Below are 26,520 nucleotides of genomic sequence, written 5' to 3'. Positions count from 1 at the left end.
GTTCTTTAAAAAAAGTTCATTATTGGGCTGTGGTCTCTTCGGACGGAAGCGCGGCCGGGAGATCGGAACCGTCATCCCCTTCTTCCCTGTTGACGTATTCTTCTGAAGGGTTTAAATACTCATCCGGAATCGGATTTCCGTTTTCCATGGTAGGAGCCTGTCCAGTGGTCTCTTCTGCACCTGATTCTTCAGATGCATTTTCTCCCTGGGATGCGCTTTCTGTTTCGCTGGTTATCCCTTCCTGCTCAGGAAGCTTTGCTGCTTCTCCCGGTAATGGTGAGGTTTCTGTATCCGTATCCGGAAATACATTTATATAAGGAAGAATCTCCGCCATAATCTTCTGGAAAATCTGGCTGGCATAGGTACTGTGAGGCTGATCCTCCACATGAGGCTCATCAACCACAACATAAACCAAAACCTGAGGATTGTCCGCCGGAGCATAGCCGCAGAAGGATACCACATAATTGGTCTTATCACGGGGGATCTTCTCCGCAGTACCGGTTTTACCGGCAACTTTATATCCTACTACCCTTGCAGCGCCTCCTGTTCCTCCCTCTGCATTGACGGTCTTAAACAGTGCTTCATTGATGAATTTGGTGGTTGATTCCGATACCGTTTCCCTGACAAGAACCGGTTCTACCTTTTTAATGACAGAACCCTGTTCGTTAAGGATCTGTTTCACCACATGAGGCTCATAATAGGAACCTCCATTGATCACAGAGCTATAGGCAGCAGCCATCTGGATCATGGTCGTGCTGAAATTCTGTCCAAAGGAGTTGGTTGCAAGATCCGTAGGTCCCGCCGTATTCTGGGTATAAACAAGAGTCTTATTATCTGCTTCTCCAGGCAGATCGATCCCGGTCTTGGAGCCGAAACCGAAAATCTGCTGATACTTGTAGAACTTTTCTTTTCCCATCTGCTGAGCAATCCGCATCATGACCACGTTGCAGGATTTCATCAGGCCTTCCTCAACGGTGATAAGGCCATGTCCATATCTGCTGACGCAGTTGATTTTATGCCCTCCCACCTCAAGGAATTTGTTGCACTCAAAAGTTTCCTTTCCGGTAATCGCCCCTTCTTCCATGGCGGCAGATATGGTAAAAATCTTTTCTGTTGACCCCGGCTCAAATCCGTCACTGATGCAGAAATTGCGCCAGGTCTGGTTCCATGCCACCTGAGTCCCCAGGGACATGATCTCTTCTCTCGAATAGTGCTCTGAAACGTTTGCTTCCGTTAAAGGCTGGGCGTCTTTATTCTTTCTCTTGTAATCGTCCATGGCTTCCTTGATTCCAAGCTGCCGCAGTACATCATCGGTGTACTCCGGCCTTAAGGTTCTTGGATTGTTTAAATCAAATGCCTTGTCATTTGCCATGGCCAGGACCTCGCCGTTATTGGGATCCATAACGATTACCCCTACCCGTTTGCTTCCTGTATTCTGTTCCCATTCATTAATATATTTTTCCACGATCTTCTGTATGTTTACATCCATGGTGGAAACCACGGTGCTGCCATTGGATGCAGGCTTTATGACTCTCTCTAAGTTTGAGTCATCATTTAAGTATCCGTATTCCCTTCCGTTGATTCCCATAAGGGTCGAATTATAAAACTGTTCGATCCCTCCTGTTCCATCCATGCCGTCTCCGTTGGCAAAGCCAATGACATTGCAGCCCATGGAGTTATAGGGATACACTCTTTTATACTCATCCTCAAACCAGATTCCCTTAATGGCCTTCCCGTTTTTTTTCAGCGTATCTGACTGGTCTGCCTTGTACTTATCATATTTTTGCTTATCGTCATAGGTCAGCTGCTTCGCATAGCGTACATACTGCTTATCTTTCTTTTCCTGTATAAGATTCATGATTTCCGTCCGGTCATAGCCAAAGCATTCAGTCAGAGCCGTTACGCTCGGCTCCAGATAAGAATCCTGGTCTGACATGATCTGCTTGGGATCCAGGATTAAGTTATATACTTTTTCACTGGTTGCCAGATAGGTTCCGTTGCGGTCCATGATGTCCCCGCGCTTAAAGGGTATGATGCGGCTGTCATATTCCTGCTGGGACAGCACGATCTGATTGTAATCTTCCTTTTTATTTGTCATCAGATTATACAGCGTCATAACTAATGCAAACAAAGCCAGCGTAATTACCAGAACAGTAATCGCCAGCTTTTCCTGCATATAACGGGGAAATACCTTACTCTTTTTATTCCTGTTTTTATTAGTGCTTCGGGATATCCTCATTCTGTCTTACATACTCACTTTCCGTCTTATCATAGTGAAGGATCTGGTCCTTATTCGCATAGACCATACCAAGTTCCTCAGTAGCCACTTTATACACATGATCCAAATCGACAGAAGTGTTGATATTCATTTCCAATGCATTATTTTCAGTTTTCAAATGTTCCAGTTTTGCTTCTAAAAGCTCAACGCCATGAATGCTGGCTGTAATAGAGGATTGCAAATGCAGATAATTCACGCACAGACAGAGGGTGCAGACTGCAGCAATGGTCAGCATGACCACATAAGGCAAATCCATCTGCAAGGCCTTTTCACGATTTCTTCTGACCTGATGGTTTACTGATGGACGACGGATTTCTTCTGGTGTATGAACCGGCATAGGAACCGGCATGGTTTTACGGACAGTATTGCCCTGTACGTAAGTGGAGCTCCCATAGGAACGAACATTCTTTCTTGCAGCCACTCTCTCTTCCTCCCTTTTTAAATTCGTTCAAATACCCGAAGCTTTGAACTCTTTGAACGTTTGTTTTCTTCAATCTCTTCTTCCGACGGTACAATGGGTTTTCTTGTAATCACCTTGCCTTTGCTCTTTTTTCCGCAAACGCAGACCGGAAAATTAGGCGGGCAGATACATGGGTCCTCATTGGTCTTAAATCTTGTTTTTACGATCCTGTCTTCCAGAGAATGAAATGTGATTATGGACAACCGTCCACCCGGATTTAACAGATCGATCATGGTATCAAGGGACTTCATTAAAACTTCCAGTTCCTTATTCAGTTCGATCCGTATCGCCTGGAATGTCCGTTTGGAAGGATGTCCTCCCACTGCCCTTATCTTTGCAGGGATCGCCCCTTTGATGATCTCCGACAGCTCTCCCGTTGTCTCGATGGGCTTTATCTGCCTTTCCCTTACAATGTGCTTTGCAATATTTTTTGCAAACTTATCTTCTCCGTAATCCCTTATGATCCGGTATAAGTCAAATTCACTGTAGGTATTGATGATATCGGCTGCTGTCTGTTCATTCCTCTGGTCCATACGCATGTCCAAAGGAGCATCTTCTTCCCTGTAGGTGAATCCTCTTTCCCGTATGTCAAGCTGGTAAGAGGACACCCCCAGGTCTAGGTAAATTCCGTCCACTCGTTCGATTCCTAAATCCTTTAATACTGTCTGTATGTTTTCGTAATTGCTTCTTACGACCGTCACCTTATCTTCATAAGCCTTCAGCCGTTCTGAGGCTGCCTTAATGGCGTCCCCATCCTGATCAATCCCGATTAATCTTCCGTAAGTTCCAAGGCGCTTGCACACTTCTAAAGCGTGTCCGCCTCCTCCCAGCGTTCCATCTACATAGATTCCGTCTGGTTTTACATTCAGGCTGTCAATGGTCTCATATAGCAGCACTGACTTGTGTTCAAACATCATATACCAAGTCCTTCCATAGCTTCCGCGATTTCTTCCATATCTTCATAGGTATTGGCTGCGATCCATGCATCCTTGTTCCAGATTTCGATACGGCTTCCCACTCCTACAAGAACTGCGTCCTTTTCAATTCCCGCATGTTCCCTTAAAACTAAAGGAAGCAGAATTCTTCCCTGCTTGTCCACTTCGCAGGTACTGGCTCCGGCCAGAAAGAATCTGGAAAACTTTCTGGCATTGGTGTTGGTCAGCGGCAGGCTTTTTAATTTATTTTCAAGGGCAGTCCACTCATCATTATCATACACAAATAAACAGCCATCCAAACCCTTCGTAACAACGAATTCTTCTCCCAGCTGCTCTCTGAACTTCGATGGGACAATGAGACGTCCCTTCGCATCGACTGTATGATTGTATTCACCCATGAACATACCAATCACCTGCTTGTACATCGGTAGGGTTTTGGACCACTATCCCACCATTTTCTACCACTTTGCACCACTTTCCACCACTTATGGTTTAATTCTAGTACATTTACCGTGAAATAGCAAGAACAATTTCGAAGAATTTTCAATTTGGTCTGGCCTTCCTGTAACTGTGAACGGCTGTTCTGCCAGGATTTCCATATAATGGAAAAAAGGCATTCCCTAAGTCAGTAAATTGGTACAAACTGACCAGGGAATGCCTGTCTTTTTCATGATTAATTTTCTTTGCTGTATGCGACTCCCAGCTTAGCGGGTACATTGAAGTTTCTTCTGGATACGGTCAATATAATGGTCAGCAGATAAGGAAGGGCAATAAATAATTCATTGGGGAAGTAGCTTCCTCCTCCCACCGACTGCATATAAATGGCAATGGCTTCCGTAAGCCCGAATACCACGGTTCCCAAAACAGCTCCTTTGGGATTCCAGTTGCCCAAAAAGCATATGGCAAATGCGATCCAGCCGCGTCCGCCGATGATATTTGTGGTAAACATTCCCAAATATCCCACGGAGTAAAAAGCGCCTGCAATGCCTCCCATCACTCCGGCCAAAAGGACGGTAAAGAACCGGACTGCATTCACATTGATACCGGCTACATCCACTGCCTCCGGATTTTCCCCCGTAGAGCGGATGGTCAGTCCAAGGGATGTCTTGAATAAGAGAAAATAAGACGCTGGAATGAGTAAATAAACCACATAGGTCAATATATTCTGCTGGAAAAACACCGGTCCCATGACCGGAATCTTACTGAGAACGGGAATCGCGATCTCAGGGAGAGGGCTGATTTTTAGCGGCGCGGTGGGAACGCCGAACAATACCCGTTGAAGGTAAGTGCAGATTCCGGCTGCCAGCACATTAATGGCCGTACCTGTAACAACCTGGTGCTGTTTTAAATAAATACATACCACGCCATACACGGCTGCCGAGGCAAGCCCGGAAAGGATGGCGGCAAGAATTCCGATGAATGCACTGCCGGTCAAATAGGTTCCCACGAATCCACCCCAGGCTCCCATAAGGAAGATCCCTTCGATTGCGGTAACCATCATACCCGAACGCTCTGCTATGACTTCTGCAATGGAGCCAAACAGCAAGGGCGTACTCATCATCAGTGCACGTTTTAATAAGCTTATGATCATAACCTGTTTCACGCTCCTTTCTGCAGTCTTAGCTTTTCTCTCCTGTTTTCCAGATAATGCCGGAAGAAATAGGATATGATAACGAACAGCATGACAAACCCCTGCATTAAATCAACAATGCTTGCAGGAACATTGACTCCCGGCATGCGCCCCATTAAATTCCCCATAACACTTAAAGCGCCGAACAGGAGCGAGGCAAATATGATTCCGATGGGATTGGCATTAGCAAGAATTGCTATCCCTAAGCCGGCGGAACCTACTCCGCTGTTAAAGTCCTGGATCAGCATATGCTGAACACCGTTTACTTCCGTAAATCCCGCTGCACCCGCCAGGGCGCCGCTGATAAAAAATGCGGCCACAAAGATCTTGTTTGAATCAATTCCTGACATCCTGGATGCAGAGGCATTGCTTCCCACTGCCCGGATCCGGTATCCAAGGGGCGTCTTATAGAGCAGCACCCAGATGCCCACGGCCGCCAGAACCGCCAGAACAAATCCGATATGCAGCCTGGTCCCCTTTACAATAACGGGAAGCCATGCTGACCTTGATATGGCATCGGTCTGTGGATACTCTCCTTTGGATTCTTTTAAAAATGTTCGCAGCAGATAATTCATGACAGCCAAAGCAACGTATGTGGACATCATGCTGACAAGGAATTCATTGGCTTTAAAGCGTGCCTTTAAAAATCCGATCAAAGCGCCCATAAGCCCGCCTGCCAGTGCCGCAGTCAGGCACACAAGAATTAAAAGTACTGCTGTGGGAACCTTTCCGTCAAGCTGCAGAGATAAGGCAATGGCAGCTATGGACCCCATATAAAACTGTCCCTGTGCGCCGATATTAAACAGATTTGCCTTAAACGTAAACGCAAAGGCCAGCGCTGTAAATATCAGAGGTGTTGCTTTTAAAAACACTTCCCCCATGGTATATTTATCCGTAAACATGGTATTGATGGAATATACAAATACTTCGACCGGGTTGATATGCAGCAGCAAAAGCATGAGGCCGCTTAAGAGCAAGCCGGCAATGATGGCAGCAGCATTTGTCACAATTAAGTCCCTGACTTTTGTATTCATGCTTTACGCCTCCTTCTCCTCTTTGTAGCCGGCCATTAATAGACCGATCCGTTCTGTGTTAAGCTGGTCATGGTCGTAGATTCCCATAAAGGAGCCCTTGTAGATAACAGCAATCCTGTCGCACAGCTGGAAAATCTCCGACAATTCGGTGGATACCAGCAAAATCCCCTTTCCATTCTTCCGCTCTGCCAGGATGTTGTTATGAATGTTATTGATGGCTCCCAGATCCAGCCCCCTGGTCGGCTGGTCCATGATCAGCACCTTTCCTGCGTTTCCGACTTCCCTGGCAAGAATGACCTTCTGCTGGTTGCCTCCTGATAATCCCTTGATCTGGGCATCCGGTCCCGGCGCCTTGATATCAAATTCATCAATGGCATGTTGTGTGTCATTTTGAAGTTTCTTCTTATTTAAAAAGCCGTGTGAGATCCATTTCTTATCAAAGCTTGTTTTTAACATCATATTTTCAGCCAGGGTCATCTCTCCTACCATGGCATCCCGGTAACGGTCTACCGGAACGTATCCGATTCCCTGATCGATGCGTTCCCTGATGGAAGCGGAGGTAATATCCGTACCATTTAAAAGCACCTTTCCCGAGGTCACAGGAAGGGCACCGCAAACTACCTCGCACAGCTCCTCCTGCCCGTTTCCGCTCACTCCTGCCACTCCGAAGATTTCACCTTCCATGATCTGAAATGACAGGTCACTTAAAAGAGGAGTTTCTCCTTTGCGCTGCACAGTGACGGAAGACAGCTTCAGACAGATCTTTCTTTCTTTTTGCTCTTCTGTCTGCTCCCGCTTTGGGGGCACCATTTCTTTCCCCATCATCAGCCTGGTCAGCTCCACCTCATTGGTATCCTTTGCAGAAAGATCTCCCGTAAGCCTTCCGTTTCGCATAACGACGATCCTGTCCGCCACCTCCATGACTTCCTTCATCTTATGGGTGATGAAAATAACAGAATTTCCCCTGGACGTATACTCTTTTACAAACTCCATCAGCGTTTCCGCCTCCTGGGGCGTCAGCACAGCCGTAGGCTCATCCATAATCAGCAGGCTTGTATTTAAATAGAGAGCCTTAAGGATTTCCACCTTCTGCTGTACTCCAACTGCAAGCTCCTCCACTTTTGCATCCACAGGAATTTGAAACCCATACTGGGCAGAAAGCTCCTCTACTTCTTTTTTGCATGTTTCGTAATTAATCACGCCATTCACATTGCCTAAAATAATGTTTTCCGTAACCGTATGGGCGGACACCAGAGAAAAATGCTGCTGGATCATGGAAATTCCCAAAGCCATGGCATCTTTCGGGGAAGTGATCCTCTGTTCCTTTCCATCCATCAGGATCTGCCCCTCATCCGCCTTGTAAAGACCATAGAGGATTTTCATAACCGTGCTTTTTCCTGCCCCGTTTTCTCCCAATAGTGCCAGCACCTCTCCCCTATTTACAGAAAAAGAAATGTCCTTGTTTGCCACGACCCTGGCAAAATATTTTGATACATTCTTTAATTCAAAAAATGGTGTATTCACGAAGCTCCTCCTCTTCATACTAAGAAAAACACGCTTTGCGGATTTTTCTTAGTTGTCGCGGCATTCGACGAATGAATATGCAAGCATGTTCGTCCGGCTCATAGCCCGCGCAAGCAATGAGGGCTACGCAGTTTAAACAATCCTGTTTTTCTCCTGCGTCAGCCCTCCGGTCAGATCTTACTTCTCAAACATCGCCTGTAAATCTACCTTGCCATCCTTAAAGTCCTTGATTCCCTGGTCTACCGCATCCTTTACTTCCTGGGAAATATTATCGGTATATACCGGTACAAAGATGTCTTCATTAATACCAGCTTCATGAACCATATTTCCGGAAAGCTTGCCATCCATATAAAGGCCCAGAGCCCAGATATAGAAATTCTTGAAATCAAAATTTACAGAAGCTACAACGGTATTTGGATCAATGGTTGTCTGGTCACTGGAAAAGCCAATGAATTTAGCACCTTTTGCCTTAGCTGCCTCAATGCTGCCAAGACCTACTTCGTTGGCGTATACAAACATGGTGTCTGCTCCGTTGTCGATCATCTGCTCTGCCATCTGTTTGCCAAGGGCTACGTCGTTCCAGCTGTTGGCATAGGCTCTTGTCGCTTTTGCACCGGTTATGCCGCGGCTTTCTGCGATTTTAACAGAATTCTTTTCATATACATCCATCAAATGCTCCATCGGCTCATTGGGGAAGCCTCCGATGGTTGCGAAGTTTCCGTTCTTTGTCACATTTCCTGCAAGAATGGAAGCAATATAACTGGCTTCATATTCTTTTGGGAAAATGGGAGCCACATTGTCTCCGTCACATTTGGAGCCGTTTACCGCGCAAAAAGTAGTGTCCTTATAGTTGGGAGCTACTGCTGCTACTGCTTCGTCAAACTGGGAACCGGCCGCCATAATGAGGTCATAGCCTCGTTCTGCATATTCACGGAAGGTTGACTCATAGTCAGATGCCTGAACGTTCTCTACATATTCCATCTTGGTGCCCAGCTTTTCGTTACAGGCTGTAAGACCTGCATAGTTTGTCGCATTCCAGCTCTGGTCATTGATGGGCCCGGGTAGAATAAGGACAATTTTATAATCCGCTCCACTTTTTCCTCCTGCCTGAGCCTCTGTTTCAGCTGCACCCTCAGTCTTACCGCTGGTACTGCAGCCACTGAGTACGAGTGCTGCTACTGTTACCGCTGCCATGAGTAATGCACCAAATCTTTTCTTCATACTAAGTTCCTCCTTTTTTTGCGTCCGTTCATATTAATATCTGACATTTCTCCGGTTATCGACATGGTTCACAGACGTTAGTGTGTTGTTTGTAGTAATAGATTATCATTTTCTGACAGTCATCGCAATTCTATAAGATTACTATTTATACCAAAATATTAAGTTATTTGTAATTATGACTAAATAAAATAAAGACAGGAGAGACTTTTTGGTCATTTTCCCGTCTTTTTCACATTAATTCCAATGGCTCTGACGCCTGTTCCGATATTCCAGCGGCGTGATTCCATGTGCTTTCTTAAAAGCGCTGCTGAAATATTTTGCCTCTTTGTAACCTACCATTTCCGCCACATCTGCCACCTTATATTCCACATGGTTTAAGTATGACTTCGCCTTTTGCATCCGGTATTCAGTAACGTATTCCATGAGATTTTTTCCTGTATGGCGTTTAAAAAGCTCACAAAGATAATTGGGGGACAGATGAAGCTCCCCAGCCATATCCGTTAACGTAATCCTGCCTCCGTAGTGAACTGCAATATATTGAATGGCTTTTAAAACCAATAAATTTCCAACCTCACTTTCCCCTTCTGCAGACCGCTCCTGAGCTTCTTCTTTTTCGTGAGTTTCCGGAAAAAGCTCCTGTTCCAATTCTCTTAATACGGATAGCAGCTCTTTTGGGTCTGTGGGTTTTAACAAATATCTGGTCACTCCCAGCTCAATGGCCTTCTGGGCATAGGAAAAATTACTGTACCCGCTTAATATAATGATGCGGATATTTAAGTTTCTTTCCCGGATCTGGCGGATCAGCTCAAGACCTGACACTTCCGGCATCTTGATATCTGTAATGATTACGTCAGCTTCCAATTCATACAGTGCCTTGAGAGCCGAATGGACGTCTTCAAACACCCCTGTAACCTGAAAGCCTTCCTGGGCATCTAACAGCTTAAAAAGCCCTTTTCTGATTTTCGGTTCGTCATCCACGATGATCAGCTTCATGTCTTACGCTCTCTCCTTTCCCTCCTCCGCCCTCTGACACAGTTTCCTGGTCTTTGGGTATGCGAAGGTTTACAATCGTTCCTTCTCCATATGTGCTTTCTACAAAAACCCCGTAAGCTTCCCCGTAATGGAGCCGGATCCGCCGGTCCACGTTCCTTACACCGATTCCTGTATGCCCTTCCTTCTCTACATCAGGCACTTCTTCCCTTAGGTGGTTAAGCTGCTTAGGAGTCATGCCGATTCCATTGTCTTCAACCGAAATAAGCATTTCATCTCCGAGATCTTTTAAGACGATGCGGATGGTTCCCTTCCTGTTTCTCGGCTCAATTCCATGAGTAATGGCATTTTCCACAATGGGCTGCAGGATAAGCTTTGGAACCCGCTCAGCTGCCAGGGACTCCTCTGCCTCCACAGAATATTCCAGCCGTTCTTCCAAACGGTTCTTTTGAATTTTCAGATAACACAGCACATATCCGATTTCCTTTTCAAGGGGGACAAAGGCATTTTCATCTTCGATGCTGTAGCGCATAAGGCCTGCCAGTGAAAGGATGATTTCACTGATATCATATTCTCCCCGGTCAATCAGCATCCAGTTAATAGAATCCAGGGTGTTGTAGAGAAAATGCGGATTGATCTGTGCCTGGAGCGCCTGCACCTCGGCATTCTTCTGGGCGATCTTTTCCTGATAGACCTGCCTGATCAGGGTATTGATCTCTTCCAGCATGTAATTAAAGGATTCTGTCAGTTCACCGATTTCATCCTTTCTTTTATTGGGAACCCGAACGGCAAAATCCCCCTTCTGAACCTGTCCCATAGCCTTTGAAAGACGCTTGATCGGTCCCGCCATGGTATAAACCAGAAGAACGATGACCCCGGCAATGCCCAGGGTGCTCACCAGTCCTACCAGCCAAATGGCTTTGTTCAAATCTCCGGCCTGGGGAAACAGCCCTTCAAAGGGTATTGCCGAATAAGACCTCCAGCCAGTGATGCCGTTATATTGTCCGCAGACATAATACCTCTTATTGTTCCATATCAGTTCAAAACGCCGGATCCCCCGCTCGAACCGGTCATTAATTTCTTCCTGCCATCCATTGTTTATCTTGGGATTGCTGCAGATCACCTGTCCCTTCTGGTCTAAAATAAACAAGTACTGATACTGAAACAGTCCCTGATTCCCTAAAAGCAGATTACTGAACATATCAGGATCCAGCTCAATCACCATGATTCCCAGACTCTTCTCTTCATTCCTATCCTGAATGGCCCTGACCACGGTAACTGCCTGATGATCTTCCCCTGGATCAGAGAAAAGCTTTGGCATAATGCCCAGCCATACAGTCTTATTGTTTCTGCCGCCTACGGCATCATCATAACTTTTATATGTTTTTACCGAAATATCTTTGGGGTCCAATCCATCGGTATCGACTGTTGTATACATCACCTGGGAGGCATTGATGATGGAAATATCCATCTGTTCCCCAACGGATTTAATGAGACTTCTGCAGTAATCATCAAGGTAGGTACGGCTGACTCCCTTATCCCCATCGTCCCAGCCGGGGGTACATGCATCACGCACAAGCTGGCTGGTCACCGCATTGTCAAGGATTTCCATGATATAGCGGACCTTGACGTTGATATTGATATCAATGCGGTTAATGGTATCCGACATTTCCTGTTTTTTATTCTTTACTACAATGGCCTTGCTATGGGAAAAGGAGAGACTCCCTATAATAGCCCCTTCGATCATGGCTGTTACAATAAACACCAGAGTCAATTTCATTCGAAACGACAAATGCTTCATTTCCCCACCTCCGGACACTATTACCGTATTTGTAACAGTTTTCTACAAACCATAGATAAATATTACATCCCACTGTGAATTGTGTCAAATTACTTTTGCAAAATTTGTTCATCCATAAAAAAAGACGGGGAAAGAACTCCTTCTCTTTCCACGTCTTTCTTAAATTTGCACAAAACACATCACAGGCTCATGGTATCAGTAGCCTGCGGCAATATATTGTTCAATCAATTTATCCAGTTCTACACTCCTGTGATAAATAACATCTTCATCATCATGATCAATGCTTTTATTTAATCTTTCTCTTGCTTCTTCAATATCGTGTATTAACTCTTCTTTTGACATCATCATATCATTACTTCTCCTTTGCTCTTTTTTCGTATCTGTCTGTGTTTGCAGAAGAGCACAAGAGTAGATATCACTACCAGAATTAATGAAAGTGCCTGAGACACCGGAATGCCAGTACTAAAGAATATTAGCTGGTCCGTGCGGAGTCCCTCTATCCACACTCGTCCCAAACCATAGCCAAGCAGGTATATAAAAAGCATCTCTCCATCAAATCTCTTACGTTTCCTGTACCAAAGCATAAATGCAAGTACGCAGAGATTCCAGATTGATTCATAAAAGAAGGTAGGATGCACCTGTATATATTCTACTCCGTCCCTTACGATCAAATGGTTCAAAAGCTCTTTCGATATCATATTCTCATTAACCAGCGCTCTTCTGATTCTCATAGCAAACAGGCTGTCGGTATATCCGCCAAATGCCTCACAATTAAAGAAGTTTCCCCATCTTCCTATAATCTGCCCGGTTATCAATCCTAGGCATCCAGTGTCAGCCAAGGAAAAAAATGATAATTTCTTTACCCTGGCATAGACAATTAGAGTTATAGCGGCCCCTATGACACCTCCATAGATGGCCAATCCTCCTGCCCTGAGATTTAAAATTTGAAGCAGATCATCTTTATAATTGTCCCAATCAAACATAACATAATAGATTCGGGCTCCCATGATAGAAATTATGATTGCATACAGAACAAAATCCAGATAAATATCCGGGTCCTGCCCCCTGCGTTTTGCATCCCTTGTAGCAACCCAGAGACCTGCTAATATTCCAAACCCAATGATAATTCCGTAAAATGCAATGCGGAATCCAAATATTGAGATACTGTTTTGCAAATGGTCAATTGTAATCCCCAAATGAACAAAACTAATATCTGCCGTATTTGCCATTCGTCTTCTCCTTTCGATGTTTTCTTTATTTTACCCCGGGAAAACACAAAAATCAAACAGATTCGCCCGACATATTCGACTATAATTCGACAAAGCTTTGATTCTTGTGTTTTTCTCTTTTATTTTTACGGATAATATGCTATTCTATATTAGTTGCAGATAAAAATCAACTATGAATATAAACAATATTAGGAAGGTAATTGCTATGAAATTAGGTATTGTCGGATTGCCAAACGTAGGTAAAAGCACCTTGTTCAATTCTCTTACAAAGGCTGGTGCGGAATCTGCGAACTATCCATTTTGTACCATTGATCCCAATGTAGGAGTAGTTCCTGTTCCGGATGTGCGCTTAGGTCAGCTGGCCGCCCTTTATGATTCCGCAAAAATCACCCCTGCCGTGATCGAATTTGTCGATATTGCAGGGCTTGTAAAAGGAGCTTCCAAAGGAGAGGGTCTGGGCAATCAGTTTCTTTCCAACATCCGTGAAGTGGATGCCATCGTCCACGTAGTACGCTGCTTTGAGGATACCAATGTAATCCATGTGGATGGAAGCGTAGATCCTCTGCGTGATATTGAAACCATAGATTTGGAACTGATCTTTTCCGATTTGGAAATTTTAGACCGCCGCATCTCCAAGTCCGCCAAGGGCGCTATGAATGATAAGTCTCTTGCAAAGGAACTGGGGATTTTAAAGAGGATCAAAGCCCATTTAGAGGATGGAAAACTGGCACGAAGCTTAGAACTTGAGGATGAGGATGAAAAAGAATTTATTTCCACCCTTAATCTTCTCACCTTTAAACCTGTGATTTTCGCTGCCAATGTCTGTGAGGACGACTTGGCTGATGACGGAGCTTCTAATGATTACGTGGGAAAGGTCCGCAAATTTGCAGAAGAAAACAACAGTGAAGTATTCGTTATCTGCGCGCAGATCGAACAGGAAATCGCAGAATTAGAAGAAGACGAAAAAAAGATGTTCTTAGAAGATCTGGGACTTACAGAATCCGGCCTGGAAAAACTGATCGCAGCCAGTTATCATTTATTAGGGCTCATCAGCTACTTAACTGCCGGTCCTACTGAAACAAGAGCATGGACCATCAAAGAAGGAACCAAAGCACCCCAGGCTGCCGGTAAGATCCACACAGATTTTGAGCGGGGCTTTATCCGTGCGGAAGTTGTGAATTACCAGGATCTTCTGGATTGTAAAACCTACACCGCGGCAAAGGAAAAAGGCCTGGTTCGTCTGGAAGGCAAGGAATACGTGGTTAAGGATGGCGATGTTGTCCTGTTCCGCTTTAATGTATAGAAGATATTTATTCGCGGGCATTTAAGAGAGACCGGAACATACTGGTCAGCGCCAAAAGGCGCTGGCCTTCTTTTATGCCTGTTCCTCTTATTCATAAAGCCATCCGGTCCTCATGACTGATAAATTATGTCAATAAGGAAATTATCCTTGTAAACCCCTTTCCTTATGCTATAATATGTCTGGTCATAAAAAAGCCTTTTTTGCAGCCAAGGAAAACGTTTTAAAAAAGAAAAGGGAGTATTCAACAATGAAAACATTTATTAACGCAATAATTGCCGGAATTGCCATCAGTATGGGCGGAGTGATTTATCTGACTCTTGAAAACCATATCGCTGGTTCTTTTTTATTTTCAATCGGATTATTTACCATCTATACCTTTGGATTTAATTTATTCACAGGAAAGGTATGTTATATTGTTAACGAGAAGCTGTCCTACTTATTAACAATACTTATTGTATACATAGGGAATTTTATAGGAACTGCGGGATCTGGAATTGTATTCAGACATACCAAACTGGCCAGACTCATCGATCACACAAGGGAACTTGTAAATATGAAGCTGTCAGATACCTTGTTCAGTACTTTTATCATGGCCGTCATGTGCGGTATTATGATGTGCATTGCAGTTATTGGCTATCAAACCATAAAAGACGGGATCGGAAGATATTTAGCTTTAGTCATGCCGGTCATGGTATTTATTCTTTCTGGTTACGAGCACAGCATAGCAGATATGTTTTATTTTACTATGGGAAATGCCTGGAATGCAAAAGCATTCCTGTATATTTTGATTATATCTGCGGGAAATTTAGTAGGGGGAAGCCTCATTCCTTTAGCAAAAAAATATCTTAGCGAAGAGGCAGCCCTCCTCCATTAGGAAATTCCGGCAAATATAACGCATGCTTATTGCATCAATCAACGTTTTGCAGCACACGCCTTAATATTTGGCATTCCTGATTCAAAGCCATCTGGCAATGATATATACGATAAGAACCGATACGAATAGAGCTGTTTTGATCCTGAAGCCAGTAACGTAATTCCGGCAACACCGTTCACTAAGTTTTTTACTCATATTTTTCCATCCCTCCAAGTAGAAAACAATTGATACTTCTACTAATACTATAATAAGGAATGCTATTTTTTTATAGGTTGTAATTGTCGTTAATTGTACGCCATGTTTTCGTTATATGAAATCCAAATGTAACTTTTTCTGATCAAAGACACGGATCCATGAGGAAATGATTACTGAGCAATGACAGCAAACGGTTTGGTCTGCAGGTGATTCTGCTTAATGAAACTGCTTCAAGTCTTTGTAAATGCTAAAACTAATATAAGATATACAATTAATTTTTGTGGGTGAGATCGTCTTTCGGTCCTCACCCTTTATTTGCATTATACAGCAGGTTCTGGTATGTCAAAAAGAGCTGCCTTACGACAGCCCAGAAAGTTTAAAATCATGTTTAAAAAGTCTACCGGCCCATAATTTGAGTTTTCTTTATTAAAAATGATATAGTCCCATGTTCCCATATGAATTTCCATCACGTGATAGGGATAATCAATTTCTCAACCTCAGGCTTTTCCAATGCATCAATTGGCATGATTCCTGCTAAATCGGAGGGTATATCCAACAATGTGGAAATGCTACCACCAAGCTGCCTGATATACCATTTATCCTTGTATTGTACTGCATCAAAACAGAAACAATACTTATTTCCCTCTAATTCAAAGATGGCAACGCAGCTTTCCACGTTATCTGCACCGCAAACCTTTGTATGCTGGGCTCTGATATCCATTCTGCCATTGGAACCATATTCCTCTGAGAGTTCCTCAGGGGGGATATGTCCCAGGATTTTCATGGAACTCAAATCCAATTGATCCAACAATTCCATTATTTTTGAAGAGATATTTTCATCAGAAATATCTTCATCTAGCAATAAAGTGGATTTTTTGAAATACCCTTCATTTATATTATAAACAGCAGCATATTGCTTTACCGTATCCCGTATGATTTCTTCTTTTCTGCTTTGGATATTAAAACCTCTTGTAAAAGTCAGCTTTTTCATAAACTGTTTTGCGTCCCCATCTTCTTTTAATTGTATGTAACTATCCGTGTTCAGCTCCAATTGACAGAGGACTGTGTATTGGCGCAGAATATCATCTAAATGCATTTCTTCCGCAAAGGTTTCTGCCATGCGTTTAAAATCACTGGACTTAAGCCCCTCCAGGTAAGCTTTAACTGCGCTTTGAGGCGAAACAAACCCGGCCTGCTCCGTTGTCTGAGCTATATTCGGTGGTTCTGACGCCTCAGACAATTCTGACTGTATTTCAGTTACTACCTGATCTTCTGTCTGTGGTTCAAATGTCTTCTGGGAAGAGCAGGCAGAAATACCTGTCAACATTAAAAAAGTTGCTATTATTACCAAAATGCATTTACATCTTTGTATTTTTTTCATTTGTTTCCTCGGCCTTTCCTAAACAAATTATGAAAGTAGTTTTAGTAATTCTCTTGCTAGTTCTCGGCATTGTTGCCATTCGATTGATTTGGTAAGTGCCTCATCTGTCCATAATTCTTTGTTACTAGACATTTGCTCAAGCTGTTCATCTATTTTATTAACTATGTTTAACTGTTCATCTGATAACCATCCGTTTTCAAATAATTTAACAGCATATGGCTTACCGATATCACTAAAATCTGATGCTATTTCATCTGCTACTGCAAATCCTTTAAGTTTGTCAATTTGTTCCGATGCGGTCAAAGTGATTTGTTTTACATTTTCTATCAACCTATCAAAAATAACATCAAATCCTCAGTCTCTATATTATTACTCATTAATTAACCCCCTCTCCATTTATGTAATAACGAACTGTTCCCATCTTACCATTGGAGATTTTATAATACGGTAATTCACCGTGGTGTCCTCCTCCTGGATGATACTGAATAAATGCATCTTCATAATGCATACTAAATCCTCCACCTTGTTCAAATGGAACTCCAGCTTTACCACCTTTTCCCAATGGTCCTACAGTCCAACATTCACTTTGGGCCAACTCTGCAAGCTGATTTGGCGTCATTCTAGTTACATTACTTGGCATATCAAGAATATCATTGAACTTGCAGCTGTGTCCCATGTTACATTTTCCTTGCCATACTTCGACTTAAAATCCGCAAACCAGTCTTCTCCAGACATTGAATTCTCTGCTTCAAAATTTGTTTTTTTACTCCCCGAACCCTCAGGTGGAGTACTGGGTTATCCGACAAACGGTTCGGTATTCTGTCTTATTTTTCATCATTCCATACACTATGTTCACCAATCGGCGCATGATGCAGACCAGTGCCTGAGACTTTGTCTTTCCTTCACCGATTTTCCGCATATAATAGTCATAAAACACAGGATGATTGGGTATTCCGTTCTTTGGCTTGGACACCATAGTTACCGCCAGGGAATAAAATCATCCTTGCAACTGACAGTTCCCCTGTCTGGAACTCTGCTCCTTGCCTTTTCCGGCAGAACTGAACTTAACAGGTTCCACTCCTGCAAATCTTGCTAACTTTTCTGCATTGGAAAACCTTTGGATATCTCCGATTTTCGCAATCAGTTTACTGGCTAAGGTTAGAACACAGCAATAAATGGCTTGCTGTGTTTTAATATATAAAAACCTTTATAATTCAAATAATTCTTGAATCTCTTTTTCATTCCACTTTTGCCGAATTTGCTGTTTAATTTTATCCGATAATGCAATAATTTCTTTCCATGATTCTGCATTTCTGAAAGATGAGACATTCCACTGATTTGAACCATCTAATTCCAAGGTATGCTTTCTAAGTTCTTCACTATCAGAGTATATCTGCTCATCAATTAGACCATTATCTAATAAATCATTTAAGCTATTATTGGCCAAAAATGATGTTACTCCTACTATAAACTCTTCAAAAATATTATATTCTATCATTTCATCAGATAGATTTCTTGTACTTTCACCACATTTATCCAGTGTATCAAGATATAGATCAAATAACTTACCAATGGTTATTTTATTCACCCTATTTACCTCCATTATAATATATTACAGTTGCCTTATCTCCAACTAATGGAATATAATCACTACCAACTATCTTTACCTTTCCAGTTGTACCTGAAGAAAATCCATAATAAGAACCACCATGTATTCCACCTCCAGCATGATAAAATACCATCCTGTCACCATTAGTAAATTTCCAGCCAGTTTTACTAGAACCATAAGCTCCAGCGGTCCATCCTTCGCCAAGCATGCTAGCAACTTCACTTTGAGTAGCCCCATTTAATCTTTGAGGATTTTGAATAACATCATCTAAAGCATTTGGTTTCCATGCTACATTACCTTGTCCGTATTTTTCTCCAAAATAAGTATTCCAGTCATCCCCAAACATAGGACTTTTGGCTGACTGATTAATCTGCCCCGAACCCTCAGGTGGAGTACTGACATATCCGACAAACGGTAAAAATTTTTATTCTATTAAAAAAATTATAGCACGTCTTTGTGCTGTTTTTAAATAGAAGAATTACTGTTCTTCTTCTAGAATCGGTTCTCGGTATTCTGTCTTATTTTTCATCATTCCGTACACTATGTTCACCAATCGACGCATGATGCAGACCAGTGCCTGAGATTTTGTCTTTCCTTCACCGATTTTCCGTATGTAATAGTCGTAAAATACGGGGTGATTAGGTGCTCCGTTCTTTGGCTTGGACACCATAGTTACCGCCAGGAAATAAAACAGTCCATGTAACTGACGGTTCCCTTGTCTGGAGCTTTGCTCCTTGCCTTTTCCGGCAGAACTGAACTTTACTGGTGCCACTCCTGCGAATCTTGCCAGCTTATCAGCATTGGAAAATCTTCGGATATCTCCGATTTCTGTAATCAGCTTACTGGCTATAGAAGTTCCAATCCCGGGCATACTGGTCAGTTTATAATCAAAACTAAGCAGGATTTTCTCGATTTCTTTATCAAGCCCCGCTAATTCTTCTTTTTGATGTTCCAAGTCCCGTACCAGACTTATTGTGATAAAATCTCTGGATTCCTGATATTCCCGAAAGGTATCTCCATCATTATGAATATAGTCCAGAATTAACTCCGCTTTATCTTTTCTGATGATCGGGGATATTTCTTTGAATTCCATCGTTAGTTCTTCTGCCGTCTTTTCCTGCAAATGGACAGGGGACGGATAGGTTTTCCAGAAATACATGGCACATTTGCCGTCTATTTCACTGAAAAATTTACTGTAACTGGGATATGCCATAGATAACTGCTCATGAAGTCCATTTTTAAAACGAATACCGTCTTTCACCAGTAAATCTCTCCGATTCACCAGTTGTGCCAGTGTCCATTCGTTATCTTTTGGCTTTGCATCAGGCAAGGTATGTAACTGGTTAATCAGAACCGTTGCAACGCAATACGCATCATGCTCATCATTTTTTCGGAGCATGGGTGCACTTTTTCTCTGGTCATACACAAGTGCAGGATTGATATCCTTCACGATGTAACCACTTTCGATCAGCCAGACAGCTAAACTTCTACCATAGCCGTATGCATTTTCCAATCCGTAAATGGGTTCAAGTCCAAGATGATTGGATTTTCTGTTCACCTTTTCTGCAAGCTTCTTAAATTCACTGGGCTTGTGTTAAAAGGGCAAGTTATTTCGTTTATTGGTTGTTGATGTTAACTCTGTATGGAATGGATTGCAAGTCATTTCTGGATTTATTTTCAGGAGAAGAAACGGCAGAAAAAGAACAGAAATGGGAGCTACAGAAATGGTATTTTTACCCCCTGTAACCCCCGGTAGCCCAATTTTACCATAGAACCAATTTCCTGTAAATCCCATGGTTCACCATGAACCATGGGCCATGGGGAATGCAGCTATCTTTAACCAATGACACTTAAAGCCGACACCCTATTTTCATTTTGCCCTGTGTCGCAAAATATAGCCCCTGTGTGACATTTAGAACCGATGGTGAGACATGTATGCCATTCAATCATTACTAAGCCTTGTTGGGCATATTAGAAAACGATCACTTTTTATCTGATAAATGTTTGGATTACTGCTAGCTACTGTTCATCTTATAGTTACTTTATCAGATAAATGTCGCATATATGCCAGTTTTCGCAATCTTCTATATCGCACATCTGCAACAAGGTTTAAAATCCAATAACGAATAATCTCCGCTCATATCTAGTTCTAAAACAAAGGTGAACCATGGGGTCGAAAATGATTCAGGATAAAGGAAGGTGCCCTAAATGGGCCCCTTCCACTCACAAACACCCGCAGTGCGGGCGTTTTCGAGTATAGAGTACGGTGCTGTAAATCGGCTTTTGTGCTGTCAAAGGTGCTGTAGCCACCAATAAACCACACTATTAAGGAGTTTTTAAGGTGCTCTTGAACATCCACCTATAATGGCCTATTGTTCATTTCTGATGTTTTTGAGACTTATTATTAGTGATTTCTGGTATCGACTTCCTGAAACAACTTCGGTATCGTATGTTCTCAAAGGAGGAAAACATTATGACCGAAAAGGAATTACTGGATATGTTTATCCAGGAACGTATCGCTATGCTAATTGAAATATTCCATCAAAAACAGCCGAACCAATCCGAGAAGAAATTTGATCAAATTCTACACGCCGAAATCTTCATTGATAATTTACCAAGCAAGGAAAAAGAACTGGTTCAAAATCACATTGACTCACTAATAAAGCAGTTCGCTTTGGAAGAAGCTTTCCTATATCAGCATGGTTTTATGGATGGTATGAAACTATTAAAATACATTGGAAAATTATAATTATGTATTTTTCTTAAATTAGAGGAGTATATCAGTAAACACCCAATGTACTCCTCTAAGGAAACTTCTACCAACTTTAAATATCCATCTACTATGCTTTTTATATTAACTATTCAAAGTAAAAATCAATCCTCTTAACATCAATCTTCACTTTTTTACCATCTAAGTATCCATAATCAAATAAATCCTCTGCGTCAATTTCAAAGTCAATTACGGATTCTAACATAGCTTTATTAACATTTAAGGTGCCATACAAAGAATATGCAAAAGATTTTCCTTTTCTCATAATACATACTGTATTACTGTCACTTTCAAATATTTCCAAATCATCATATAAAGAAATATCAACTAATGTTTCTTCACCAATAGATTCAGTGACTCCACTATTTACAAATCCTGTTAGTTGTACATCTCCTATTTTTACAGTAACTTCGTCATCATCAATAATACCTATTATTTCACAATTATATTTCACTTTATGACCATCTCCTTATCTATTTAGGGTTAATAACTGGAATATTCTCTCCATTTAATAATTTCCAGAAGGTTTTACCACTTTCAGTATGAAATGTGGTAATATAACCATTATTATTCGTCCCAACAAATGCAAATTTAGTTTTTCCTTTACTGTTATTCCCCATGAATTGAACATATCCAGTTCTTATGTCTCCCTTGTAAGGATATTCTACTTTGTATCCATTATTCATTACATCCCTTGCTCCCTGAAGATATTCATCTGAAGAATTATATATCCCTTTAAACTCATCACCATGCTTTTCAAAATGGGAAACTAATTTATCCTCTGAGGCAAATGTTGTATTAGAATAATTACCATTCTTAACACTAGCCCCCGAACCCTCAGGTGGAGTACTGAGATATCCGACGAATGGTGAAAATCTTTATTCCATTAAAAAAATTATAGCACGTCTTTGTGCTGTTTTTAAATAGAAAAATTACTGTTCTTTTTCTGGCAATGGTTCCCGGTATTCCGTCTTATTTTTCATCATTCCGTACACTATGTTCACCAAACGGCGCATGATGCAGACCAGTGCCTGAGACTTTGTCTTACCTTCACCCATTTTCCGCATATAATAGTCATAAAATACCGGATGATTAGGTACTCCGTTCTTAGGTCTGGATACCATGGTTACCGCCAGGAAATAAAACAGTCCGTGCAACTGGCGGTTCCCTTGTCTGGAGCTTTGTTCCCTGCCTTTTCCAGCAGAGCTGAACTTTACAGGAGCCACCCCTGCAAATCTTGCCAGTTTATCGGCATTGGAAAATCTTCGGATATCCCCGATTTCTGCGATCAGCTTACTGGCTATAGAAATTCCGATTCCCGGCATACTGGTCAGTTTATAATCAAAACTAAGCAGGATCTTCTCGATTTCTTTATCAAGCCCCGCCAACTCTTCTTTTTGATGTTCCAAGTCTCTTACCAGACTCGTTGTTATAAAATCTCTGGATTCCTGATATTCCCGTATGGTATTTCCATCATTCTGGACACAATCCAGAATCAACTCCGCTTTATCTTTTCTAATGATCGGAGATATTTCTTTAAATTCGATGGTTAGTTCTTCTGCCGTCTTTTCCTGCAAATGGACAGGGGACGGGTAGCTCTTCCAGAAATACATGGCACATTTCCCGTCTATCTCGCTGAACAACTTGCTGTAGCTGGGATATGCCATGGATATCTGCTCATGAAGTCCATTTTTAAAGCGGATGCCATCTTTTATGAGTAAATCTCTTCGATTCACCAGCTGCGACAAAGTCCATTCATTATCTTTAGGCTTTGCATCTGGCAAAGTATGCAACTGGTTAATCAGAACCGTTGCCACACAATACGCATCATGCTCATCATTTTTTCGAAGCATGGGTGCGCTTTTTCTCTGATCATAAGCCAGAGCCGGATTAATGTCTTTTACTATGTAGCCATATTCAATCAGCCATACCGCCAGACTTCTTCCGTAGCCATAGGCATTCTCTAACCCATAAATGGGATTCAATCCAAGAATACTGGATTTTCTGTTTACCTTTTCCGCCAGCTTTTTAAATTCACTGGGCTTGTTTTCTATAACGACTACCTCTAACTTTTCATTCCAGCAGTTTACCATCACTGCGGTATGGGTATACTTATGCAGGTCAACCCCCACGTAAAGCAGATTTTCTCTTCTCTGCAATTCTCTCCCTCCTGATCTTGTTTCCAACCAATCAGTTCCCGTACCGGCAACCTCAGATGACAGCGTTAACTCGATTCGCATATGCTTATGCGTTAAGTCCGCAAGGGTTCGACAGCCTATCTACAACAAACAAATGGTTGAAAGGACAAGTTATTTCTTTTGTTGGTTGTTGATGTTAACTCTGTATCAAATGGATTGCAAGTCATTTATGGTTTTATTTTCAGGAGAAAGAACAGCAGAAAAAGAACGGAAAAGGGAGCTACAGAAACGGTATTTTTACCCCCTGTAACCCCCGGCAGCCCCATTTTACCATGGAACCAATTTCCTGTAAATCCCATGGTTCACCATGAACCATGGGAGGCAGTTATCTTTAAACCGATGGCCACGCAGAATCGATATCCCATTCCCGGTTAGCCTTGTGTCGCAAAATATAGCCCTTGTGCGGTCTTTAAAAACAATGGTGGAACATGTATGCCAGTCAGGCAATAAAACGCCTTGTGGGGCAAATTTGAAAAGGATATCTTTTCCCTTTTTACCTGATAAATATTTAGATTGCTGTTGAATCCTGTTCGTCTTTTTTGCTTTTTCAAAAAAAGTCGCATGTATGCCAGTTTTTTATATGTTTCAGGACACACATTTGCAACCATTTTTTAAATCTGTCAGCGGAAAATCTCCGCTCATTTCTTGCACTAAACCAGGAGTGAACCATGGGGTCGAAAATGATGCAGGTTAAAGAGCCGGGGTCAAAAGCTTTCCCGGCTCGGCTTACATCAGCCCGCAATGCGGACTGAAAGGACTTTTTCATCGGGGTCGGATTCCTGGCATTGGGGTCGTAACCGGGGTTACACTTGCATGTAAAACCCATTTACACGAAAAAGTTACGGGGTCATGAGCGGCTCCTTTAAATCCATAACCAGTGAATCAAGATAATAAGCATTCCATGAATTCGTTTGAACTATTTACCCAATTTAAAGCATCTGTTTTTAGTAGTTTCTGGTATCGACTTCCTGATATTATTTCGGTATCATATGTTCTCAAAGGAGGAAAGCATTATGACCGATCAGGAATTACTGGGTATGTTTATTCAGGAACGAATCAACATGTTAATTGATGTATTTCATAAAAGCCAACCTGATAAATCTGAACAGGAAGAAGAAAGGATTCTACAGGCCGAGATTTTTATTGAAAATTTGCCAGACAAAGAGAAGAAACTGGTTGAAAATTACATTGACTCCCTTATAAGCCAACTTGCTATAGAAGAAGTTTTTATGTATCAGCATGGATTCTTTGATGGTGTAAAGGTGTTAAAATATATCGACAAATTATAGCTTTATAAAAAGCTTAGAATACAATCTGAATCAGTCATACTCTAAGCTTTTTCAAGATGCTTCTTTGGTTATTTTCAAGTATTAAAATATGTAATTATCTTTCTGAAATATACTTACTAGGAACAATATCTGCCAGCCATACTTTCTCATTACCATAATAAAATTTTATACCATCTTTCCAAGCTTTTGAAGAATTAATTATTAAAATACATGGCTTAATATCGTGCCGTTTTCCTACGCTCTCAGCTGTTTCAATATCTTGTGATAAATGAACATATTGTCTGCTTTGAGGCAGTAGACCATTCGTTACAATAGAATCTATAAATCTTCTTGCTGTACCATGGTATAAAATATGTGGAGGCATCTTTTCTTCTTTGCCAATTTTCATTGGTATGGAGTGTCCATAAAATGCTCTGATTTTTCCATCATAAATTTCATGGCGCTTCTTTTCTGATTTTTTAATCATCTCTAATAAATCTTTTTCAGTGATATTTTCCCATTTTGAAGTTAGGTGTAAAGAGAATAATAATTGTTCTAGAGGTACATATCCATTTTCATCCATTTCCAGTTCATACTCCCATGGCGCATGACGTAAAGCATAAGATATTTCCTTGCTCAATTCAGAATAATTCATGATCTCACTTCCTACTCTATCCCAATTAGTTCTTTAATTGCACTGATAAACCACGACCAAAAATCATCAAATTCTTGCCTTCTTTCATAACCTTCTGTCGCATAGTCGTGTACAATAAATATTTTTTCTCCAAAACCTATTTCAAAACAAGCAATATCATCACTATCGTATCTTCCGGCAAAAGGAATCAAATTTCTTTTGGGATATCTTTTAACCAATTCATCCCTCCGATTTACCAATTGTTCAAATCCCATCAGAAACCAGTTATCATAATCAAGCAATTTAAGTTCAACAACCTTTAGATATGCGTCAGGATATTTATAACCAAGTAAATCCTCATATTCTTTTAATTTTTCTAACATATTTTTTACTCCTTTAATTCTTAATTTTAGGCATATCAAATGAGCCAGATGGATAATTTCCTCTAAATGTTGAATTTTGTTTAAGTATTCTTAAGTTTATAGCTTCACCCCATGTAGAGGGAACTCCCTTTGGAGTCGTAAATCTGTTAATAAAACCACTTGGCAATGGATCATTATAACTATGTACGTTAGCATTAACATTAATCCCTGCTTGTCTTGCTGCCACAACCCTTGTATTATCAATAGTGGTATAACTTCCATCAGGCATTTTTACTACGTCGATTGGTTCTCCTACCCAACCATCTTTTTTCATACTTGCAATAATATCGTCTGCACCATTTACAGAACTTTGGCTGAATCTAATTTCATTAGGATTAATACTCTGCCCCGAACCCTCAGGTGGAGTACTGACATATCCGACAAAGGGTAAAATCTTTATTCAATTAAAAAAATTATAGCACGTCTTTGTGCTGTTTTTAAATAGAAAAATTACTGTTCTTTTTCTGGCAGTGGTTCCCGGTATTCTGTCTTATTTTTCATCATTCCGTACACTATGTTCACCAATCGGCGCATGATGCAGACCAGTGCCTGAGACTTTGTCTTTCCTTCGCCGATTTTTCGCATGTAATAGTCATAAAATACCGGATGATTAGGCGTTCCGTTCTTTGGTCTTGACACCATGGTTACCGCTAAGAAATAAAATAATCCATGCAACTGACGGTTTCCCTGTCTGGAGCTTTGTTCCTTCCCTTTTCCGGCAGAACTGAACTTTACAGGAGCCACTCCTGAGAATCTTGCCAGCT

30 protein-coding genes and 1 pseudogene are annotated in these 26,520 nt (G+C 41.6%); 4 read left to right on the top strand and 27 right to left on the bottom strand.

Going from position 1 to position 26,520, the window contains the following annotated elements; genetic code table 11:
• Positions 1–19: 19 nt before the first annotated feature.
• From RT269_RS09500 to lgt, 12 genes are all read right to left on the bottom strand, one after another.
• Positions 20–2,176 carry a peptidoglycan D,D-transpeptidase FtsI family protein gene (locus tag RT269_RS09500; RefSeq protein ID WP_331664122.1) on the bottom strand — a complete coding sequence of 719 codons (2,157 nt, stop codon included), beginning with the start codon at positions 2,174–2,176 and terminating at the stop codon, positions 20–22.
• A 40-nt stretch (positions 2,177–2,216) separates the two neighbouring features.
• Positions 2,217–2,699 carry a cell division protein FtsL gene (locus tag RT269_RS09495; protein WP_100304138.1) on the bottom strand — a complete coding sequence of 161 codons (483 nt, stop codon included), beginning with the start codon at positions 2,697–2,699 and terminating at the stop codon, positions 2,217–2,219.
• Between the two features lie 17 nt (positions 2,700–2,716).
• Positions 2,717–3,655, bottom strand: a complete 939-nt coding sequence (gene rsmH, locus RT269_RS09490; protein WP_313182151.1) for a 16S rRNA (cytosine(1402)-N(4))-methyltransferase RsmH — start codon at positions 3,653–3,655, stop codon at positions 2,717–2,719.
• Entirely contained in the window at positions 3,652–4,077 is a 426-nt protein-coding gene (mraZ, locus tag RT269_RS09485; protein ID WP_313182150.1) for a division/cell wall cluster transcriptional repressor MraZ, read from the bottom strand. Before mraZ ends, rsmH begins: the two co-directional genes overlap by 4 nt.
• 269 nt (positions 4,078–4,346) lie before the next feature.
• A complete protein-coding gene (locus RT269_RS09480; protein WP_313182148.1) occupies positions 4,347–5,264 on the bottom strand; it encodes an ABC transporter permease in 918 nt (305 codons plus the stop codon).
• A gap of 8 nt (positions 5,265–5,272) precedes the next feature.
• Positions 5,273–6,337, bottom strand: a complete 1,065-nt coding sequence (locus RT269_RS09475) for an ABC transporter permease (RefSeq protein ID WP_313182147.1) — start codon at positions 6,335–6,337, stop codon at positions 5,273–5,275.
• 3 nt (positions 6,338–6,340) lie between these two features.
• The gene (locus RT269_RS09470; protein ID WP_313182145.1) at positions 6,341–7,861 is read right to left on the bottom strand and encodes an ABC transporter ATP-binding protein; all 1,521 of its coding nucleotides are present in this window, start codon (positions 7,859–7,861) and stop codon (positions 6,341–6,343) included.
• Between the two features lie 177 nt (positions 7,862–8,038).
• The gene (locus tag RT269_RS09465) at positions 8,039–9,082 is read right to left on the bottom strand and encodes a BMP family protein (protein WP_313182143.1); all 1,044 of its coding nucleotides are present in this window, start codon (positions 9,080–9,082) and stop codon (positions 8,039–8,041) included.
• Between the two features lie 234 nt (positions 9,083–9,316).
• Entirely contained in the window at positions 9,317–10,075 is a 759-nt protein-coding gene (locus RT269_RS09460) for a response regulator transcription factor (protein ID WP_313182142.1), read from the bottom strand.
• Positions 10,053–11,873 (bottom strand): cache domain-containing sensor histidine kinase, encoded by a 1,821-nt coding sequence (locus tag RT269_RS09455; protein ID WP_313182140.1) that lies wholly within the window; start codon positions 11,871–11,873, stop codon positions 10,053–10,055. Before RT269_RS09455 ends, RT269_RS09460 begins: the two co-directional genes overlap by 23 nt.
• A gap of 195 nt (positions 11,874–12,068) precedes the next feature.
• The gene (locus tag RT269_RS09450; RefSeq protein ID WP_186802580.1) at positions 12,069–12,221 is read right to left on the bottom strand and encodes an aspartyl-phosphate phosphatase Spo0E family protein; all 153 of its coding nucleotides are present in this window, start codon (positions 12,219–12,221) and stop codon (positions 12,069–12,071) included.
• Complete coding sequence (gene lgt / locus RT269_RS09445) at positions 12,218–13,102, bottom strand: prolipoprotein diacylglyceryl transferase (RefSeq protein WP_313182138.1); 885 nt, start codon at positions 13,100–13,102, stop codon at positions 12,218–12,220. The genes RT269_RS09450 and lgt overlap by 4 nt, the downstream gene beginning before the upstream one ends.
• Positions 13,103–13,307: 205 nt before the next feature.
• Here lgt and ychF point away from each other — a divergent pair, with 205 nt between their 5' ends.
• Positions 13,308–14,405 carry a redox-regulated ATPase YchF gene (ychF, locus tag RT269_RS09440; protein ID WP_313182136.1) on the top strand — a complete coding sequence of 366 codons (1,098 nt, stop codon included), beginning with the start codon at positions 13,308–13,310 and terminating at the stop codon, positions 14,403–14,405.
• A gap of 175 nt (positions 14,406–14,580) precedes the next feature.
• The gene (locus RT269_RS09435) at positions 14,581–15,279 is read left to right on the top strand and encodes a formate/nitrite transporter family protein (RefSeq protein ID WP_313182135.1); all 699 of its coding nucleotides are present in this window, start codon (positions 14,581–14,583) and stop codon (positions 15,277–15,279) included.
• Positions 15,280–15,940: 661 nt separating this feature from the next.
• On the opposite strand, the gene RT269_RS09430 is transcribed toward RT269_RS09435, so the two are convergent.
• The 8 genes and pseudogenes from RT269_RS09430 to RT269_RS09395 all read right to left on the bottom strand — a co-directional run.
• Entirely contained in the window at positions 15,941–16,801 is an 861-nt protein-coding gene (locus RT269_RS09430) for a hypothetical protein (protein WP_313182133.1), read from the bottom strand.
• Between the two features lie 81 nt (positions 16,802–16,882).
• The gene (locus RT269_RS09425; protein ID WP_313182131.1) at positions 16,883–17,185 is read right to left on the bottom strand and encodes a hypothetical protein; all 303 of its coding nucleotides are present in this window, start codon (positions 17,183–17,185) and stop codon (positions 16,883–16,885) included.
• A 46-nt stretch (positions 17,186–17,231) separates the two neighbouring features.
• Positions 17,232–17,531: a hypothetical protein gene (locus RT269_RS09420; RefSeq protein WP_313182130.1), complete on the bottom strand. Its 300-nt coding sequence runs from the start codon at positions 17,529–17,531 to the stop codon at positions 17,232–17,234.
• Between the two features lie 102 nt (positions 17,532–17,633).
• Positions 17,634–17,831: a hypothetical protein gene (locus RT269_RS09415; protein WP_313182128.1), complete on the bottom strand. Its 198-nt coding sequence runs from the start codon at positions 17,829–17,831 to the stop codon at positions 17,634–17,636.
• A gap of 21 nt (positions 17,832–17,852) precedes the next feature.
• A complete protein-coding gene (locus RT269_RS30370) occupies positions 17,853–18,032 on the bottom strand; it encodes a transposase (RefSeq protein ID WP_313182228.1) in 180 nt (59 codons plus the stop codon).
• A gap of 30 nt (positions 18,033–18,062) precedes the next feature.
• Positions 18,063–18,443, bottom strand: coding sequence for a hypothetical protein (locus RT269_RS09405; RefSeq protein WP_313182127.1), 381 nt, complete (start codon positions 18,441–18,443; stop codon positions 18,063–18,065).
• Between the two features lies 1 nt (position 18,444).
• Complete coding sequence (locus RT269_RS09400) at positions 18,445–18,810, bottom strand: hypothetical protein (protein ID WP_313182125.1); 366 nt, start codon at positions 18,808–18,810, stop codon at positions 18,445–18,447.
• Positions 18,811–18,942: 132 nt separating this feature from the next.
• Positions 18,943–20,040, bottom strand: a pseudogene (locus RT269_RS09395) (IS110 family transposase); the annotation flags it as partial.
• An 897-nt stretch (positions 20,041–20,937) separates the two neighbouring features.
• Here RT269_RS09395 and RT269_RS09390 point away from each other — a divergent pair.
• Positions 20,938–21,213 (top strand): hypothetical protein, encoded by a 276-nt coding sequence (locus RT269_RS09390; protein ID WP_313182124.1) that lies wholly within the window; start codon positions 20,938–20,940, stop codon positions 21,211–21,213.
• A gap of 109 nt (positions 21,214–21,322) precedes the next feature.
• Here RT269_RS09390 and RT269_RS09385 read toward each other — a convergent pair whose 3' ends face one another.
• The 3 genes from RT269_RS09385 to RT269_RS09375 all read right to left on the bottom strand — a co-directional run bounded on the left by RT269_RS09385 (position 21,323) and on the right by RT269_RS09375 (position 23,393).
• Positions 21,323–21,688 (bottom strand): hypothetical protein, encoded by a 366-nt coding sequence (locus RT269_RS09385; RefSeq protein ID WP_313182123.1) that lies wholly within the window; start codon positions 21,686–21,688, stop codon positions 21,323–21,325.
• Between the two features lie 19 nt (positions 21,689–21,707).
• Entirely contained in the window at positions 21,708–21,920 is a 213-nt protein-coding gene (locus tag RT269_RS09380; protein WP_313182121.1) for a hypothetical protein, read from the bottom strand.
• A gap of 246 nt (positions 21,921–22,166) precedes the next feature.
• Entirely contained in the window at positions 22,167–23,393 is a 1,227-nt protein-coding gene (locus tag RT269_RS09375) for an IS110 family transposase (RefSeq protein WP_313182119.1), read from the bottom strand.
• Positions 23,394–24,445: 1,052 nt separating this feature from the next.
• On the opposite strand from RT269_RS09375, the gene RT269_RS09370 reads away from it, so the two are divergent.
• Entirely contained in the window at positions 24,446–24,721 is a 276-nt protein-coding gene (locus tag RT269_RS09370; RefSeq protein WP_313182117.1) for a hypothetical protein, read from the top strand.
• 94 nt (positions 24,722–24,815) lie between these two features.
• Here the strand turns inward: RT269_RS09370 and RT269_RS09365 are convergent, their stop codons facing one another.
• From RT269_RS09365 to RT269_RS09350, 4 genes are all read right to left on the bottom strand, one after another.
• Entirely contained in the window at positions 24,816–25,355 is a 540-nt protein-coding gene (locus RT269_RS09365) for an RNA 2'-phosphotransferase (protein WP_313182116.1), read from the bottom strand.
• 11 nt (positions 25,356–25,366) lie between these two features.
• Entirely contained in the window at positions 25,367–25,717 is a 351-nt protein-coding gene (locus tag RT269_RS09360; protein ID WP_313182114.1) for a hypothetical protein, read from the bottom strand.
• 13 nt (positions 25,718–25,730) lie between these two features.
• Complete coding sequence (locus RT269_RS09355) at positions 25,731–26,030, bottom strand: hypothetical protein (protein WP_313182113.1); 300 nt, start codon at positions 26,028–26,030, stop codon at positions 25,731–25,733.
• A 176-nt stretch (positions 26,031–26,206) separates the two neighbouring features.
• Positions 26,207–26,520 (bottom strand): transposase (locus RT269_RS09350; RefSeq protein ID WP_313182111.1); only part of this gene is annotated, 314 nt, incomplete at its 5' end.

Source organism: Lacrimispora sp. (assembly GCF_032078915.1).
Taxonomy (GTDB): domain Bacteria; phylum Bacillota; class Clostridia; order Lachnospirales; family Lachnospiraceae; genus Lacrimispora.
This window is presented reverse-complemented; position numbering and strand designations above follow the sequence as displayed.